A 17505-nucleotide genomic window follows, 5' to 3' on the forward strand; every position below is an offset into this window, starting at 1 on the left:
GACGCCGCCGGTTCACCGCCCCCTCGGTGGACCGGCGGCGTCGGCGCGTGCCCACGGGCAGTGCGTAAGGCTCCGCACGGACGGGACGGCCGCCGCCTGCGCCCCAGCGTCCCAGATCGGCATCAGGCCCGTCAGAGCGGCCGGAAAGGACCCCGGCGCGCGCCACGAGATGTGCGGTGAACGACGCCGACGCACGTGCCGCTGAGCAGCGGCAGCGGGACAGGGCTCATACGCAGCGGCCGTGCTCACAGATCTTGTCGGGTGGGCAGTCGATGTCGTTGCGGCACGCGGAGTTCGGGCCGTACCGGTCCCAGCCCCAGCGGCCGGGAACTGTCATCGGGCCCCGCCTCGCCGTCTTCGCGCCGGGGGTCCTGGCCCGACGGTAGGAATCGATGGGGACCACGTTCGGACCTTCGGATGGGTCCGGCTCCTCAGGCACTGTCTCTTCTCCGGGTGGGTGTGTGTCCCGACGGCAGTGTCAACTTCACGGACTGGACGAGGTCGCTGTCGATGATCGCCTCGGTGAGTCGCCGCTGGTCCCGGGTGACGAAACCGAGCATCTGATCGTGAGCGGCGTCGGTGTCCCCGGCGAGGACCGCCGCCACGACCGGATGGATCGGGATCGACTCGCTCCGCAGCGCCTCCTGGACCGGTGCCAGGAGGTAGTAGCGAACGAGCCTGGACAGCACGTCCTCCAGACAGCGGTCGAACTCGAGGTTGCCCGACAGGCGCGCGATCCGCCTGAGGCAACGGTACATGGCGACAATTGCCTCGTCGACGGGTCCGTCGCTCGCCTGGATGTCACAGTAGCCCTGTAGTGCGGCTACGGCCTCGTCCTCATGAGGCGCCCTGCGCGCGGCGGCGGCAGCGGCGGCGGGTGCGAGGGCCGCGCGGACGGCCATGAGGTTCCGCGCCTCGTTGAGCGTCAGGGCGCGTACCTGCCAGCCGGCCCGCGGCAGCGGCTCGAGCCATCCACCGGAGGAGAGCGCGATGAGGGCCTCACGGACCGGCGCCCGGCTCATACCGAGTTCCTCGCAGATGGTCACCTCGGAGAAGGTGTGGTCCGGAGCCAGCGCACCCGTCTGGATGCGTGACCGGATCTCGCTGATGGCCCGCGCCCGCAGCGAACCGGTCTGCACAGGCTCCCCGGTGGTACCCGCCGCGGGGTCCACACGGCGCGACTGCTGCCTCGTGCCGCGTCGGGGCGCGTCGTTTCTAGGCATCGGAAAGTCCACTCCAGTGATCGTTGATGACGGTGTCCGGCAGGGCCTCGCTCAGCGCGCCGAGCGAAGCATCGGACAGCTCGTCGATGTCGAACGTCGAAAGTCTCAGGACCCTCAGCCAGGTCAACCGGCGCAATGTCGTCATCGCCTCGCTCGGGGACTCCGCCAGTGCGCGGCTGTGGATCTCCAGCCGGCGCAGCCCGGTCAACCGGGTCGCCGCCGTGGCAGCCTGGTGCGCGGCCACCCCGTCGGAGTTCTCGTCGACATAGGTGAGGGCGTCGATGTCGTCCGGACCGAAGCTCTCGAGGGCGGCCCAGTCGAACGGCTCGTCGTCGGCACTGCGGTAGATCTGGACGAAGACGCTCCACCCGGCGGGAACGGCGACCTCGCCGCCGTGGTCGATGTCGGTGACGGCGGATGCGCCGAACCCGGGCGGCTGGAGGGCGAGTTGATAGGGGAGGGCGGCACCGGCCGGGCGTAAGGTGCGCGCCGGCCGCGGGGGCGCCGGTTGCCTGGTCCGGTGGGCGGGCCGGTGAGCGGCCTGCAACGCCTTGGTCAGCGTCGCTTCGGCGTCGGTGGCGTCGCCGAAGGCCGACCGCCAGATCTCGTGTCCGTCGCGCAGCAACAGCACTGTCGGTACGACCGCGATCTCGTGGTTCTCGGTCACCGCGTGGCTTCGCCGCACGTCCACCGCCAGCACGGGCGGGCCGGGAAGGTCCTCGGCCAGCTTGCCCAGCACCGGCTTGATCGCCTCGCACGTGGGTGCCCCGGCGACGGTGAACTCGACGAGTACCAGCCCGGTCCGGGTGCGCTCGGCGAATTCGACGTCGGTCACCGGTTCGGTGCCACCCACGGCGATCGGCTGCGGCGCGTCCAGGTCGGTGACCGCGGCGATGCGACGCAGCACCGGCAGGCCCCAGCCGCCGTTCACGACGACGTCGGTCAGGTGGACGTCGGCACCTTCGGAAAACGTGTCCAGTTGGACCAGACAGGGGAAAGCGGCCAGATCCGCCGGGCCGATGTCGAGAGCGCTGCCCGCCTGAAGGACGAGCGTCTGGAGCCGGCGCAGTGCGGGAAACCCTTCCAGGTTCTGGAGCGAGACGGGCATCTTGCTGATGATCAGCCGGTCGACCGTGTCCGGCGCGAACCCGTCGAGGACGGTCAGGTCCAGCGGCGGGTTGTCGCGGTGGTCGGCGGTGAGATGCACGGTGAGCTCCCCGCCCTCCGGCAGGTCGATCGGCCCCGGCCCGACCGGCGACGGAGCCGCGGCGCCGGGCCTGCTCACCCGGCACTCGACCGATCCCGCCGGGAGGTCGGGCAGGAGCACCGTGCGCGCCGGCCGAGGGGGCGACGGCGCCGGTCCGACATCGGACGCCGCATCGCTCGCCATGTCCGGGCCGTGCAGTGCGTCCAGCAACGGCACGAACGTGCCCGCGAATTCGGCCGCGGAGAACTCACGGGCACCGGCCCGCTGCCACACTCGCACGCCGCGATGGAAGAGGAGAAGGCTGGGAAACGCGGCGACCTGATAGCGGCGGAGCAGCCCGATCTCGGCTTCCCCGTCGACGGCGACGAGCGGAAGCCGGTCCCGGATGGCGACCGCGAACTCGTCCAGGTGCGGCGCTATCTCCCAGCACGGCACGCACCAACCGGTGGTGAACCACACCAGGACGTCGGACCGCTGCGCGAGCAGGTCGGTCAGCTGGTCGGCGGTGACCACATCGACGTGGGGCGCGCCGCCCGCCGGTGACCGGTCGAACGGCGGTGCCGCATCGACCGGCGCCGCATCGGCATCGGACGCTTGCTCCTCGCCGAGGTCATGACCGGGTCGGTTCATTTTCCCGCCTCGGATCGCCTCGACGGCCGGACAGGGTCGACTTCACTGCACCGCACCCGTCGACTTGGTGTCAGTACCATTTCCATCTGCTGATACTACCAGTGCCCCTGGTTGTGAACCGGGTTCCAGCGTCGGGGAGTCGGACATGCGGGGGTGTCACGGCCGAAACGGCGGCAGCGCTGTACGTCGGTCCCGGCCGACCTCGTATCGCTCAATTGGTGTGATTAAAAATTGCATCTGATATTGACAGTGTAATTTCGGAGTGGTGTGCTGACGCCAAGTGTCGAGAGTGCCCTCGTCCTCGCGGCGGTGTCGGAGGCGACACCGAATCGGCGGTGCCGCGTCGCTACCAGCGTCCCGCCGCCGCCGTGAGGAGAGCGAGTGTCCACGCCACCGAGCCGGCCGCCAGTGACCCGGTAGGCCCGTGCGATCAGCCTGCGCCTGGGGAACGTCTGGGCGTTCGGTGCCGGTCGAGAAAGGATCCGCTGCCCTGTACACCGCCTTACGGGCGCCGCGCCGACATCGGGCACGCCGCCGCGCCGATATGCCGCTGCTGGGAGGGGTGCGGCCGCCTCTCGCCTCGCTCAGCGTGTCACTGCTGGTGATCGCCGCCCTGGTCGTGGTCGCCCTGGGCCGCGTCGATGCCGGGCAAGGGCAGGGGACCGAGCTGGAAGCGGAGCGGCAGATCGCCGCGGACACCGCGCAGTCGGAGCGCCTCGCGATCGACACCGAGGCGACCTCGCTAGGTCGAGCCGCCGCGGCGTACACGCCAACGACCCCATCGACACCCGCCGCCACGCTCAAGGTGCTGACCTCCGGCAGGAAGGCGGTGCTCGGCAGCGCGCTGTTCGACCCGCTCACCGGCAGACCACTGGCAGCCGACGGCCTGCCGGTGTCGCTGACGGGGGCGGACGTCGTCGCGATGGCGTCCGGGCAAGGCGCGATCCGGCCGCGCCTGATGACCTCGGGCAACGGGTGCTGCCTGCTGTACTTCGCGAAGGTCCCGTCGCCCGCGCAGAGCGCGGACACCGACCAGGACCAGAACACGAGCCCGGACCCGAGCCGGCGGCCTTGGTTGCTCGTCCTCTCCGAACACCTGCCCCGCCTCACGGCTTACGGTGACGGGCGCACCGCCGACCTGCTCGACGCCGCCGGTGGCGTGCTCGTCACCACCGCGAAGGGCACGGCGTCGGCCGCTGCCGACAGCGGGCTGCCGGTGGCGGCAGCCCACGCGGCGAAGGCTCAGGGGCACCGAAGTGACGCCTCCGGAAGCATGCTCGGCGCGACCGAGGGCGGTCGGCGCACCGTCGCCGGTTGGGCCCGGGTCGCCTCGGCGACCGGGCCGGGCCACACCGACGACCTCGGGTTGCTCGTGCTGACCTCTCGGGCGGTGCCCGCGACGACCGCCTCCGTCGACTACTCGGGGTTCGGGCTGACGGCGGCGGGTGCGCTCGCCGGGATCGCGCTGGTGCTGTGGCTGGTGCTGTGGTTCTGCGTGCAACGGCCGCTGCTGGGACTTGTCGTGTCCGCCCGCCGTATGGCCCGGGGCGCTGTCGGACGAGGGGCGGACGCGTGGGATGAGCCGGCCCGGCCGGTTCCCGTATCCGGATTCGGGGAGCCGGCCCGGATCGGTCGTGCCATGGAGTCGCTGCGGCAACAGTTGACCGGTGAGAGCGGCCCGCCCGGTCCCGCTGCGCGCCGCGGACCAGGCTGCAGGGCGCTGGCCCTGGTCGCCGTGGTCCTGGTGGCCGGCTGGGCGATTCCGATGATCTTCCTGTTGAACCGAGTGGACACCGCCACCTCGGTTCCGGCTTCGGTCGTCGCGGACCAGCAGGCGCGCACCGAGATCGCGGCGAACCGGGTCTGGCAGGTGCTCGACCAGTCGCACACCGCCCTCGGCGAGCTGGCCGGGGGCCTGTCCGGCAGGAGCCCGGCCGCCCAGACCGAGGTCCTACGGCGCGCTCTTGCCGACCACAAGCAGTTCCGCTCGATGTACATGCTCGACGGCTCCGGCGACATCACGCTGCGGGTGGGCGCGCGGCCGCTGCGCAGCAGCATCCACGTGCCCGGCGGCAGCGGGATCGATACCGTCGACACCTCGGGCCGGATCCCGGTGATCACCGTCTACGCCCAGGTTCCGGGTACCAATGGCGGTGAACCGGCCGCCGGATCGGTCCTGTTGGGCGAGTTCGATGTGAAGTCGCTCAACTCCCTACTGTCCAGGCCCCAACTGGGTCGCGTCTGGCTGACGGACGCCGATGACAAGGTGCTGGCGGCGACCGTCGGCCACCGCGCTTTCCCGGCGCTGCCAGAACCCGGCCTGACCCGGCTCATCCGCTCCGGCCGCGGCACACCGGGCACCGCGACCTCGGCGGTGCACGCCTCGTTCGCCGGCCTGTCGGTCGACGCAGCGGCGCCGCTGCCGCAGAACGGCCCCACGGTCGGCCTCCCCTGGCACGTGGTGACGGCGGACGGTGCGGCGGCACGCCGACTCCCCGCGGCGCAGGCGGAGCACCGCACCGCGCTCGCCGGGATCCTCGGGATCGCGGCGGGCGTGGTCTGCCTGGGCTGGCTGCACGCCGTGGTGATCCGGCCGCTGCGCACGGTCGCCCTGCTCGGCGAGCGGCTCGCCGAAGGGGACCGGCGCACGGTGCTGTACCCGGTCAATCACGACGAGGTCGGCTCGCTCACCCGCAGCCTGGAGCTGATCCGTCAGGCACTTGTGGAAGGCGACCGAGGTGGCGGGTCCAGCCTCGCCGACACCCCCTCCTCCTCTCGTTCTCGGCCCGAGAACGTCCCCCAGCGTTAGAAGGATGGAAGCGTCGTGTTCTTCCTCTATGTAGTACTCCTGGTGTGCTGTGCCGCGCTGCTGGTCGCCGGAGTCCTGGAGCAGAGGCGGCACTTCGCCTCGCTGGCGCAGATACCGACGCGGGTACTGGTGAACGGCATCCGGGGCAAGAGTTCGATCACCCGGCTCTGCGCCGGCGCGCTGCGCGGCGGCGGCCTCGTCACCGTTGCCAAGACCACCGGCAGCGCGGCACGGTTCATCCATCCGGACGCCACCGAGGAGCCGGTCCACCGCAAGTTCGGCCTGGCCAACATCGTCGAGCAGATCGGCATCGTGCGGCGCGCGGCGGCCTACCAGCCGGACGCGCTGGTGATCGAGTGCATGGCGGTGATGCCCGCGCTGCAGGAGATCAACCAGGAGAGACTGATCCGTTCCGCCATCGGCGTGCTGTGCAACGTCCGCGAGGACCATCTGGAGGAGATGGGGCCGACGTTGGAGGATGTCGCGCGCTCGCTCTCCCGCTCGATGCCGGTGGGCGGGGTGTGTGTGACAGCGGAGAAGGACCGGTTGCACATCCTCCAGGAGGAGGCGGACAGACGGAACTGCCGTCTGGTCGTGGTCGACCCGGAGTCGGTGGCCGACGGCGATATGCGGGGCTTCAGCTGGTTCACCTTCAAGGAGAACGTGGCGATCGCGCTCGCCGTCGCCGAACTGCTTGGCGTGGAGCGGAAGATCGCCTTGCAGGGCATGTGGGACGCGCCGCCCGACCCGGGCGTGCTGTCGGTGGAGCGCTACGTCACGCCCGAGGGCAAGCGGCTGCGGTTCGCCAACGTCTTCGCCGCGAACGACCCCGAGTCGACGCTGATGAACGTCAGGCACCTGGAGCGGCTCGGCGCGATCGGGCGGCCGCTTCAGGTGGTGGTCAACTGCCGCCCGGACCGGGTCGAGCGCAACGGCCAGATGGGCGCCATCGTCTCCGACCTCGCCGCCGAGGTCGTCTTTCTGATCGGTCACCCGACCAAGAGCGCACGCGACGCCATCCCCGCCGGTTTCACCGGGCGAGTGGTGGATCTCGGTGGCGACCGCCGGGACCCCGAGGAGCTGACCACGGCGATCCTCGCAGGGCTCGGCCGGGCCTCCTCGCTGGTGGCGATCGGCAACATCCACGGCCAGGGCGAGCTGTTCCTGGACCGTCTGGCCGCACTGCCACATGACGACTCCTACGACCACGACCGCGACGACTTCGACGAGGTGCTCGCCGCATTGACCGACAGCCGCCGGTCCGTGCCTGGCAGGCCACCGAGCCGGCTCGGTGGCCTGCCGCCCTGGAGCGGATGAACCGAGAGTTCGAGCGCCGCACCCGCTTCGTGCGGGTCCTCACCGCCCTGGTCGCCCTTGCACGGCTGTTCATCGCGGGACCGGGGTGGACCGGGTGCCGAACAGGTGGGCGGCCGCTCTGTCTTCCGCCACTGGCGCGGCTGCGTCAGCCCTCTGGGCGGCAGTCGTAGAGGGTGAGGCTGCCCTGGGCGCGACGGCCGTACGCCTCGGGGGGAACAGGCCTGCAGTACGCCCTCACCCAGAGGGTGGCGGGGGAGGCGGGGCGCCGGGAGGTGAGCAGCGCGTAGCGCACCTGGTGGGTGGCGAAGAGGGCGTCGAGCCGCTGGATCGTGGGGAAGGGGGTGTTGCCGGTGAATCCGCCCATGACGAGCACGGGCTGGGACTCGGCGCGCAGCAGGGGTGCCGCGGTGTAGGCGGCCTGGGCGGCGAACAGGTACTTCTCCCCGTGGCGGTGCGCGGTCAGATACCGGAGCAGGGCGGTGTCGCGGGCACTGGGCCGGCCGAGCCCGACCCTGCGCAGAGAGGCGCGGTGGTGGACGGCCTCGTGGTAGAAGGTGCCGACCGGACCGCACACCGGTGCCGTCGAGGCACCCGCGTAGAGCGGGTCGAGGCAGGACACGGCCCAGCCGGCCGGTACGACCAGGGTGGCAATGATCCCGGAGGCAAGGGCCCAGTTGACCACCCGGCGGGGGGTGCGCGGCCCCCGGGCACACAGACCGAGCGCGCCGCACACCGCGAGCATCACGGCGACCGGCAGCAGCCAGGGAAGGAACCGGGTGGGCCCGTCGAGCACCAGCGCCCACACCACCGTCCCCACGATCGCCGAGGGCAGGACCACCCGCCGCCGGTCACCCGCCTCGTACGCGCACCGGAAAGCCGCGAGCCCGCCGCCGGCCAGCGCGGCCAGCGCCGGGGCGATGACGGAGGTGTAGTAGGCGTGGTTGCCGTTGGACACGCTGAACACCACGACGTGCACGGCGAGCCAGCCGCCCCAGAGCAGAAATCCCGCGCGTGGCAGGTCGGTTCGCGGCCGTCGGCCGCGCCAGGCGACGCCCAGTACGAGGGCGAGCAGGGCCAGCGGCAGGAACCAGGCGACCTGTGGACCGACCGTGTGGTTGATCAATAGTCCCCAGCCGGTGTTTCCCGTGGTGCGGCTGGCCGTGGTGGCCGGGGCCGCACCGAGCGCGCTGGGATCGCTGCCGAAGCGGCTCAGGCCGTTGTAGCCGAAGACCAGGCTGAACGGACTGTTGTCGGAAGTTCCGTCGAGGTAGGGGCGGCTCGTGGCGGGCGTCGCCCGGACGAACAGCATCCATGAGCAGGAGACGACCAGCGATACCGCACCGCTCAGCAGACACCGGCGAGCCCTCCGTAACGGCGGTCCCGGTGCGGCGAGTTGGTGGACGGTGGCGAGGACCGGGAGTATCAGCCACGCCTGCAGCATCTTCGCCTGGAAGGCGAGCCCGACCCAGACACCGCAGGTGATCAGGGGGAGCAGCCGCCCGGTGCGCACCGCCTTCTCCAGCGCTCCGGCGGCCGCGACCAGCAGCAGGGTGAGGGTGGTGTCCGGGATGGTGGCCCTGGTGAGGACCACGGTCACCGGGGTGAGCGTGAGCACCAGCGCGGCGATCAGGGCGGCGAAGGGACCGGCCCAGGACCGTACGACGCGGTGGAGCAACCAGACGGTGAGCACCCCCTCGACGACCTGCGGAAGCGCCAAGGCCCATGTGTGGGGGCCGAACAACCAGACGGCGGCTGCCTCAGGCCAGAGGGCGCCGGGGAGTTTGTCCAGGCTGATCGAACCGCTGGGGTCGAGCCCGCCGAAGAACAGGGGTCGCCAACTGGTGGCCATCGATCGCGCGGCCGCGCTGTAGTACGGGTGGATCGCGGCGTGGTCGATGCCCCAGGCGTACAGCACCGAGGCGACGACGAGCACCGCGGCCAGCGCCGGGCGCTCCCAGCGCGGTGCGGCATCCGACCGGTGGAACGGGCCGTCCACAGGGCAGCGGTGGCGGCCGGCGCCGGTGGACTGGGCGGCTGAGGTGGCGGTCATGGTGGCCCTTCTCGGATCAGCGGTCGGGTGGCCGACGGCTCACAGACGGCGTGCGGCACGTAGACCGCGGGCGTAGAAGCCGGTGCCGTCCAGCAGCGCGCGGCCCGCCAGATCGCCCATGGTCGGGCCGTTGGCGGCGGAGCGGCTGGAGTAGAACCGGTGGTGGCCGCGATCGTCGAGGCCCATGTACATCCCGACGTGGTCGATCAGCTTCGGCCGTTCCCTGATGATGGCGAAAAAGACGAGATCGCCCGGTTGCAGCGTGCTCAGGTCGGTGAGCCGTTCGCCGGTGTGGGGGATCAGCAGGCGCCCGGGACCGTGGGCGGCGATGGCGAAGGCGCGGCGCGGCAGCCCGGTGCCACCGGAGTCGGTATTGGTGTGGAGCAGGGGGATGCCCATCCGGTAGCCCCACAAAAGACGTTGGAAGCCGGAGCAGTCGACATGGCCGTAGCGGGCTTTTTCCGGTCGCATCCGCGTGCCGTCCGGGAAGGCCCAGGGGATGCCCAGATAGTCGTAGAAGTCGGACTGTACGTCGTGATAAGCGAAGGCCAAGGGGTTGTCGACCTCTTGATTGCGCGGGCCGAAGTGCGCGGTGCCTCGATAACGCACGCCGGCGGAGTCGTACTTGTCGGGCGCTCCGGCGCTGCTGTACTGGAAGGCCACGGCGAAGACGTCCGGGCTGGTGTCGCCCAGTGCCCTGGAGAACCAGCGCGCGAACCAGTCGCGCCGCTCCGCGCCCCGTTGCCACTCGTACGGCATCACCCGCACCCAGGCGCGTGTGGTCACCGTGGCAGCGGTGGTCCGCGGCTCACTGAACGTGCGGGTGGGCCCGGCGAGTACGGCGGTACGAGCGTCGTCGGTGAAGGTGGCGAGCGTGCCGCCGTCGGCGGCGCGGGCCACGGTGCGGTCGGGGTCGGACAGTCGCTCGAAGACGAAGCCGTCCGTGGGCCGAGTGTGGGGGCCGGCGCCTGTACCGCGGTCGCCGACTCTCCCGTCGCCGCCGCTGTCGGACCCGAGGTGGCCCAGGGCGTACCCGGCGGCCACCCCGGCGACCGTCCCGAGCACGGTGCGGCGAACCGGTCGGTCCTTCTTGCTGTCGGGCTCGTGGTGCACGGCCGGGTCTCCTGGTGAAGGAAGGTTGAACGGGCGGCGGGTCAGCCGGTGGGCAGGGCGCCGAGCAGGAGTCCCGCGACCAGCACCACGTACGTGGCCAGCGTCACCGCGGTGGTCGAGACGAGCGTGGCCGCGAGCGGCTGGCGGACCAGCTGGTAGGAGACCAGGCCCGGGACGATGAAGCCCAGCGTCTGTGACGTGTCCAGCAGCGGAAACTCGTGGCTCAGGGCGAGCGTCACGGTCGTCTGCATCAGCACCGCACACAGCACCACGGCTGCGAAGAGTCTCTTGCCGTAGAGGATCACGTTGCGCTGCATCAGCTTCGTGGTGAAGAAGGTGAGCGCCGCGACGACGGCCATCAGCCCGGTCAGCTGTACGTCGGTGATGAGCGTGAGGGCGATCCAACCCGGGGTGATCATCCCACCGGGCGAGAGGTTGGTGGTCAGGTAGCAGACGAGCGAGAAGACCAGCCCGAGCGCGATGCCGAGCGCGGCTGTCTGTGCGTCGAGGGAGGCGGGGGTCACTGACGGGTTCCTTGCCGACTCCGTTGCAGCGTCCGAGTGGTGCGGGTCGCCATCCGCGTTCTCGGTGAGGTCGCCGCCTGATGGTGATCGGGTGAGAGTGGAAGACTGGTCATATCAACCTTGTACCTTGTCGGCATCAGCTCCCGCTGGAGAATCGTGAACTCTCTTCGTAACAGCGGCCGTTGAGCCGGCGGACTCGACCTGTACGGAACTGGTGGGAGGCTGGGTGACATGACCGCACTGGGTTCGCGCACGGGGAGCTGCCGTAGGCGTTCGTTCGCGGACCTGCCATGGGCGTTCGTTCACCACGTTCGTGGGCAGGCGCGATCACATCGCCGAGGTTCGTTGTGCCCTGGGCTCGGCGCGGCTGCTCACTCCCGGCGCGGGCCTGTGAGCCTTACGCCGTACTCGGCTCCGGAGATCAGTTGGCTGCTGTCGCACGCAGCATCTCGCGATGGGCGCGGGCACTGGTCATCAGCGCCTCGAGCGCGTCCCGGGTGCGTACGAGGTCATCCACGTGGCGGGTCAATCGGTCGTGCTCCTGCGCCATTCGCTCCAGCGCGGCATCGGAGTTGCTCTCACTGGGGGCATCGACGCACGGCAGCAGCGCCGCGATCGTGCGGCTGGACAGCCCGGCGGCGAACAACCGCTGGACGAACTCGACCCGCTCCGCGTCGGTGTCCGTGTAGTGCCGCTGCCCGCCGGCGCTGCGAGTGCTGCTGAGCAGTCCCTGCTCCTCGTAGTAACGCAAGGAGCGGACGCTGACCCCGGAACGCGCCGCCAGCTCTCCGATCCGCATGCCGCCCTCCCGCTTGTGACCTTCGCCACGGGCCTTGCCCCTGACATCAATGTGAGGTTCTAGCGTATCTGTCGTGCCCGAGCCCCGGGTGTCATGGATCAAGAGGAATGGTGAGAGACGTATGCGAGCGGTTGTCGCCCGTCGCCACGGCGGCCCCGAGGCCCTGGAACTGTTGGAGATCGACGAGCCCGAGCTCGGCAATGGATCGGTGCTGATACGGGTGAAGGCCGCGGGGGTCAACCCGGTCGACCGGCACGTCGTCGCCGGCCACCTCAACTCGATCCTGGAGGTCAGCCTTCCGCTGGTGCCGGGCTTCGATGTCGCGGGTGTGATCGAGGCCGTCGGCCCGGGCGTCACGGAGTTCACCGTCGGTGACGAGGTCTTCGGCTACGTCCGGACGGAGCGGGTGCGCAACGGCACCTACGCGGAGCTCGTCGCCGCACCCGTGCACACCCTCGCGCGCAAGCCCCCGTCGCTGAGTTGGCAGCAGGCGGCCGGCCTCCCGCTCGTTGGGCTCACCGCGCTGCAGTCACTGTCCAGGGTGGGCGTCCGATCGAAGGAGACGGTCCTGGTGCACGCCGCGGCCGGCGGTGTCGGTTCCGTGGCCGTGCAGATTGCCGTGGCCGGGGGAGCCAGGGTCATCGGCACAGCCAGTGAACGCAACCACGAGTTCCTGCGCTCCCTGGGTGCCGAACCGGTCGTCTACGGCGACGGCCTGGCCGAGCGCGTGCGGAAGCTGGCTCCCGAAGGTGTGGACGCTGCCGTGGACTGCGTGGGTGGTGATGCCGTGGCTGTCTCCCAGGAACTGCTGAAGGACCCCTCCCGGGTGGCCTCGATCGTCGACCCCGACGTGACGCGGCGCGGCGGACACCAGGTATGGACCCAGCCGGATCCCTCGGACCTCGCCGCCCTTGCGAGCCTCGCAGACGCCGGCAAGCTCACCCTCCACATCGACCGCGTGCTGCCCCTGGCGGAAGCCGCCGACGCCTTCCGCCTCAGCCGGACCGGACGGGTCCGCGGCAAGGTCGTGCTCGATATCGGCTGACCAGGGGAGCAGCGCGACAAGAGAGTTGGTGCATGAGTCGTGGGGGCTTCACGCGCAGTTCTCCACTGTAGTTGTGGTCCGAGTGGGCACATCTGCCAATACGCGCGGCCGGTGGCTGGGGCACACGCCAACCAGGAGGGCGAGGCGCCCGCCGTCGCACCTACGCCAGCACGTACCCGCCATCGACGTGGAAACAGGTGCCGGTCGTGTACGAGGAGTCCGGACCGATCAAGTAGGCGACGGCTCCTGCCACTTCCGAGGGTTCTCCCCTGCGGGGTATGGGTGTGTGGGAAACGTCGTACTCCGCACCGGCTGCCATGGGGGATGCGATCGGGCCGGGAGCCACCGCGTTCGCGGTGATGCCCCAGGCGCCGACCTGTCGGGCGATCCAGCGGGTCAGGTTGATGGCTCCGGCCTTGGCCGAGGCGTAGGCCGCGCCGGATCTGCCGCCGCTGCCGGCCGGATCGACCGGGCCGATGCCGCCGACCTTGCCGGAGACGGAAGCGATGTTGATCAGGCGGCCGCTTCCCTGTTCCTTCATGTGGGGGAAGACCGCTGCCTGGCAGGCGAATGCCATCGCGGTGAGGTTGGTGTCGATGTCGCGCTGCCATGTGGCAAGGCTGAGGTCCTCGAAGGATTCCCGGCCACAGGTACCCGCGCAGTTGACGAGGATGTCGAGTCGGCCGAAGCGCGTGGCGACGTCGTGCACGGATGCTTGTAGTGCGGGGATGTCGCGTATGTCGACGCGTACCGCGTCGGCGGCCCCGACGCGGGCCGCCGTGTCGTTGACCGTTGGCGCGATGTCCAACAGAACGACAATGTCGCCGTCGGCGATGAGCCGTTGGGCGATGGCTTCACCGATGCCCTGCGCGGCCCCGGTGACCAGGGCGACACGGCGACGTGGATTCGGCGATGCAAGAGGTGCGGTCACAGTGATGCTCCGTACGGATTCGAGGGGTGGGTGTCAGCTGCCGACGCGGAAGCGGCGGACCTTGCCGACACTGGTGCGCGGGAGCTCGTCGACGAGGTGCCAGGCGCGCGGTCGGGCCGAGGGTGCAAGATTGTGGGCGGCCCACTGGTCGAGGTCTTCCGCATGAGGTGGCTCGTTCGGGTCGCGGGCCACGATGTAGGCGACGGGGATGGTGTCGCGCACAGGGTCCGGCACACCGACCACAGCTGCCTCCAGAACTCCGGGTGCTTGTGCCACGGCAGCCTCGACCTCGGTGAGGCTCACGTTCTCGCCCGACACCTTGATGACATCGTCGACACGGCCGGTGAATCGCAGCACACCGTCGACGTCACGGGAGACGAGGTCACCGGTGGCGAACCAGGTGCCCTCCGGTCCGGTGGCGAAGGCCGCTGTGGTGGTCTCCTCGTCGTCGAGGTAGCTGGCGAACAAGTCGCGTCCGCGGGTGCCGAGCACCTGGAGTTCCCCGGCGGTTCCCGGTGCCGCAGGGTTCCCGCTCGCCGGGTCCGTCACGCGGATGCGGCGGCCGGCGACGGGGGTGCCGATCACGTCGTGGACGGGGTGTGCGCTGGAGTCGGCGCTGACGATGGCGACCGTCTCGGTCATGCCGTACAGCTGCCGGGGGCGGGTGCCGACCAGTCGCGCGAACCGTTCGTAGTGCTCGGCGCCCAGGCTCTGCGCGAACCACACGTGTTCCAGTTCAAGCGGTGGCTCCTCGCCGGCGGTACGGGCCAGGATCATCCGGATCGGAGCGGCGAACAGACTTGCATGGGTGACCCCCAGCTCGCGGGCGTGCGGCACCCAGCCGGAGGCGCTGAAGGCGGCGCTCAGCGCGACGCTCGCGCCGACGGCGATGGCGGGTGCGAAGCAGTAGTACTGGGCGTTGGCGTGGAACAGGGGCAGGGTGACGTGCCATCGGTGGTGCGGTCGTAGCCGGGCCGCCTCGGCCATCACGGTCGCGACGTGGGCGTAGTTGGCCTGTGTGAGGACCACACCCTTGGGCTCCGAGGTCGTACCGGAGGTGAACATGACCGCGAGCCGGTCTTCCGGCCGCGGTGCCTGCTCGCCCGTCTCCACGACGTCCGCGCACAACATGGACAGGGGGGTTCCGACGCCGTTCAAGTCACCGGCATCCTCCGCGAGCACGAGAACTGTCGGGACCATGTCGCCCACGCCCTCGCGGTACGCAGCTTCGCGGGTGGACGCGCACACCCCGACGGCCGGCCGCACCCGGTGTGCCTGTCGGGCGATGTCGCGCGGGGAGGAGGCCGGATCGACCGGCACCAGCCAGGCACCCAGCCGGGACGCCGCCAGCCAAAGTGCCACGAAGGCCGGGCAGTTGCGCAGCGCGACGTGTACCGGCGAGCCGGGACCGGCTCCGGCGGCCCGCAAGGCGCCGACTGTACGGGTCACAACGGCGTCGAACTCTCCGTAGGTCCATTCGCACACCTCTCCCGACTCCGCACGGAAAACCAGGAAGAGAGAGTCGGTGTGACGGCCCACGGCCGAGTCCCAAGTGCGCGAGAAGGTAGCGGTGTTCATTGAGATTCCTTGGGCTGCCAGGGGCTGATGGGACGATCGGGGGCTGCCGGCAAGACCCCGCGTGTCTTTCCGGGCAGTGGTGACGGTGATGAGGGTGACGACCGAAGCCGCCGCGAGAGACAGAGCGATCGGGGTCGAGCAGTCGAAGCGTTCAGCAGGGCGACAGCGAGGATTCGGTGCAGCCACTGTGCGCGGGCGACAGTCGGCATCGACCTGGCGAGCATGACGGCGGCACGCGATGCGAGATCACGCTGCCACGTCTGTCGAGCAGCTGAATCGTGGCAGTGACAGGCGGTGGCCGAGAGGCGGCTCGTCAGCGCGGGGCCATACGTACGGCGCCGTCGAGCCGGATGACCTCGCCGTTGAGCATCGGGTTCGCCACGACGTGATGAACCAGCGCCGCGAACTCGGCCGGGTCGCCGAGCCGCGCCGGGTGCGGCACCTGTCGACCCAGGGATTCCCGAGCCTCCAGCGGCAATCCGGCCATGAGCGGAGTGTCGAAGAGCCCTGGTGCGATGGAGACGACCCTGATCCGGTGCTGTGCCAGTTCCCGTGCGGCCGGGAGCGTGAGCCCGACCACCCCGCCCTTCGAGGCGGCATAGGCGGCTTGGCCAACCTGTCCGTCGTAGGCCGCGATCGACGCCGTGGCGATCAGCACACCTCGCTCCCCAGCCACCGGCTCGGTCTCGGCGATGCGCTCGGCGGCGAGCCGAAAGACGTTGAAGGTGCCTACGAGGTTGACCCGGACGACGCGCTCGAACTCCTCCAGGGGCAGGGGCCCGCGGCGGGAGAGCAGCTTGCCAGGGGTGGCCACGCCGGCGCAGTTCACAGCGATCCGCAGCGGTCCAAGCCGGGCGGCGGTGTCCACGGCGGCCTGTACGGACCCGGGGTCCGTCACATCACAAGGGGCGTACAACACCTTGCCCAGAGCGGACAGTTCGGTGGCGACGTCCGACCCTGGGGACGTGGGGAGGTCGGCGATGACCACGTGGGCGCCTGCGGTGAGCAGTTCCCTGGCGACGGCGCGGCCGAGGCCGCTGGCGCCGCCGGTGACCAGGGCGACGGATGCGTTGGGGTTCATGGGTGGACCTCCGTGGGCGCGACGGGCACGACGTGGCTGGCGGGGCCGCGATTACCTCGGGCGAGGTCGCGGCTGATGACCATGCGCTGGATCTGGTTGGTTCCTTCGAAGATCTGCATGACCTTGGCTTCCCGCATGTAACGCTCCACGGGGAAGTCACGGGTGTAGCCGGCACCCCCGAAGATCTGGACCGCCTCGGTGGTGACCCGCATCGCGGCGTCGGTGGCGACGAGTTTGGCGATACTGGCCTGCCGACCATGGGGAAGCCCGGCGTCCTTGCGGCGTGCCGCGGCCAGCACAGTCGCCCGGGCGGAGGCGACCGCAGCCTCCATGTCGGCGAGCAGGAAGGCGACCGCCTGGTGATCGATGATCTTGCGGCCGAAGGTCTCCCGCTGCTGCGCGTAGGCGAGAGCGTCGTCCAGCGAGCCCTGGGCCAGCCCTACGGCCACCGCGGCGATACCAAGTCGGCCGGCGTCCAGGCCCTCGAGCGCGATGGCAAGTCCCTGGCCCTCCTCACCGATGAGCCGGTCGTCCGGCACCCGGACGCCATCGAGGCGCATGGTGGCGGTGGCCGACCCGGTCAGGCCCATCTTGCGTTCCGGCGGATCGGCCTGGAGACCTGATACGTCAGCCGGCACGAGGAAGCAGGAGATGCCTCGGGCGCGGTCGTCAGAGGTGCGTGCCATGACCGTGTAGAAGTCCGCGTGCCCGCCGTGCGTCGTCCATGCCTTGGCCCCGTGCAGCACGTACGCGTCACCGTCGTGCCGGGCCCGGCTGGTCATGGCGGCCGGATCCGAGCCCGCGTGCGCCTCGGACAGACAGTAGGCCCCGAGCAGGTCGCCGGCCAGCAACTGCGGCAGCAGGCGCTCGCGTTGCGCTTCGGTGCCGTGGGTGGCCAGCGGGAAGCACGCCAGCGTGCGCACGCTCATCCCGACGGCGACACTGGCCCATCGGGCCGCGATCTCCTCGACGACCTGCAGGTACACCTCGTACGGCTGTCCACCGCCGCCGTACTCGAGGGGGTACGGCAGGGCGAGGAGCCCGGAACGGCCGAGTGTTTGGAACACCTCGCGGGGGAAGCGTTCCGCCGCTTCGTATTCGGCGGCGCGCGGCGCCAGGTGGCGCTCGGCGATCTCGCGTGTCAGGTCGAGGAGGTCAGCCGCCTCTTCGGTCGGCAGCAGGCGTGAGACAGGCATGA

The 17505-nt window shown here is 70.5% G+C and carries 13 protein-coding genes; 3 read left to right on the forward strand and 10 right to left on the reverse strand.

Going from position 1 to position 17505, the window contains the following annotated elements; genetic code table 11:
* Nucleotides 1–431 precede the first annotated feature (431 nt).
* Together P1P70_RS01125 and P1P70_RS01130 are read right to left on the reverse strand one after the other, a co-directional pair.
* Nucleotides 432–1139 carry a GntR family transcriptional regulator gene (locus tag P1P70_RS01125; RefSeq protein WP_319233753.1) on the reverse strand — a complete coding sequence of 236 codons (708 nt, stop codon included), beginning with the start codon at nt 1137–1139 and terminating at the stop codon, nt 432–434.
* Between the two features lie 76 nt (nt 1140–1215).
* Nucleotides 1216–3060: a thioredoxin family protein gene (locus P1P70_RS01130; protein ID WP_319233755.1), complete on the reverse strand. Its 1845-nt coding sequence runs from the start codon at nt 3058–3060 to the stop codon at nt 1216–1218.
* A gap of 589 nt (nt 3061–3649) precedes the next feature.
* Here P1P70_RS01130 and P1P70_RS01135 point away from each other — a divergent pair.
* The gene (locus tag P1P70_RS01135; RefSeq protein WP_319233757.1) at nt 3650–5869 is read left to right on the forward strand and encodes a HAMP domain-containing protein; all 2220 of its coding nucleotides are present in this window, start codon (nt 3650–3652) and stop codon (nt 5867–5869) included.
* 15 nt (nt 5870–5884) lie between these two features.
* Nucleotides 5885–7186, forward strand: a complete 1302-nt coding sequence (pgsB, locus tag P1P70_RS01140) for a poly-gamma-glutamate synthase PgsB (protein ID WP_319233759.1) — start codon at nt 5885–5887, stop codon at nt 7184–7186.
* 145 nt (nt 7187–7331) lie between these two features.
* On the opposite strand, the gene P1P70_RS01145 is transcribed toward pgsB, so the two are convergent.
* The 4 genes from P1P70_RS01145 to P1P70_RS01160 all read right to left on the reverse strand — a co-directional run bounded on the left by P1P70_RS01145 (nt 7332) and on the right by P1P70_RS01160 (nt 11672).
* Nucleotides 7332–9236 carry an ArnT family glycosyltransferase gene (locus P1P70_RS01145; RefSeq protein ID WP_319233761.1) on the reverse strand — a complete coding sequence of 635 codons (1905 nt, stop codon included), beginning with the start codon at nt 9234–9236 and terminating at the stop codon, nt 7332–7334.
* Nucleotides 9237–9275: 39 nt separating this feature from the next.
* Nucleotides 9276–10349: an NlpC/P60 family protein gene (locus tag P1P70_RS01150; RefSeq protein ID WP_319233763.1), complete on the reverse strand. Its 1074-nt coding sequence runs from the start codon at nt 10347–10349 to the stop codon at nt 9276–9278.
* A gap of 41 nt (nt 10350–10390) precedes the next feature.
* Nucleotides 10391–10873 (reverse strand): poly-gamma-glutamate biosynthesis protein PgsC/CapC, encoded by a 483-nt coding sequence (locus P1P70_RS01155; RefSeq protein ID WP_319233765.1) that lies wholly within the window; start codon nt 10871–10873, stop codon nt 10391–10393.
* Between the two features lie 421 nt (nt 10874–11294).
* The gene (locus P1P70_RS01160) at nt 11295–11672 is read right to left on the reverse strand and encodes a MerR family transcriptional regulator (protein ID WP_319233767.1); all 378 of its coding nucleotides are present in this window, start codon (nt 11670–11672) and stop codon (nt 11295–11297) included.
* Between the two features lie 121 nt (nt 11673–11793).
* Here P1P70_RS01160 and P1P70_RS01165 point away from each other — a divergent pair, with 121 nt between their 5' ends.
* The gene (locus P1P70_RS01165) at nt 11794–12717 is read left to right on the forward strand and encodes an NADP-dependent oxidoreductase (RefSeq protein ID WP_319233769.1); all 924 of its coding nucleotides are present in this window, start codon (nt 11794–11796) and stop codon (nt 12715–12717) included.
* A gap of 160 nt (nt 12718–12877) precedes the next feature.
* Here P1P70_RS01165 and P1P70_RS01170 read toward each other — a convergent pair whose 3' ends face one another.
* The 4 genes from P1P70_RS01170 to P1P70_RS01185 all read right to left on the reverse strand — a co-directional run bounded on the left by P1P70_RS01170 (nt 12878) and on the right by P1P70_RS01185 (nt 17503).
* A complete protein-coding gene (locus P1P70_RS01170; RefSeq protein ID WP_319233771.1) occupies nt 12878–13648 on the reverse strand; it encodes an SDR family NAD(P)-dependent oxidoreductase in 771 nt (256 codons plus the stop codon).
* Nucleotides 13649–13681: 33 nt separating this feature from the next.
* On the reverse strand, nt 13682–15226 hold the full coding sequence (locus P1P70_RS01175; protein WP_319233773.1) for a class I adenylate-forming enzyme family protein: 1545 nt from the start codon (nt 15224–15226) through the stop codon (nt 13682–13684).
* A 313-nt stretch (nt 15227–15539) separates the two neighbouring features.
* Complete coding sequence (locus P1P70_RS01180) at nt 15540–16307, reverse strand: SDR family NAD(P)-dependent oxidoreductase (RefSeq protein WP_319233775.1); 768 nt, start codon at nt 16305–16307, stop codon at nt 15540–15542.
* Nucleotides 16304–17503: an acyl-CoA dehydrogenase family protein gene (locus P1P70_RS01185; RefSeq protein WP_319233777.1), complete on the reverse strand. Its 1200-nt coding sequence runs from the start codon at nt 17501–17503 to the stop codon at nt 16304–16306. The genes P1P70_RS01180 and P1P70_RS01185 overlap by 4 nt, the downstream gene beginning before the upstream one ends.
* Between the last annotated feature and the right edge of the window lie 2 nt (nt 17504–17505).

Source organism: Streptomyces sp. MB09-02B, from assembly GCF_033794485.1.
Taxonomy (GTDB): Bacteria; Actinomycetota; Actinomycetes; order Streptomycetales; family Streptomycetaceae; genus Streptomyces.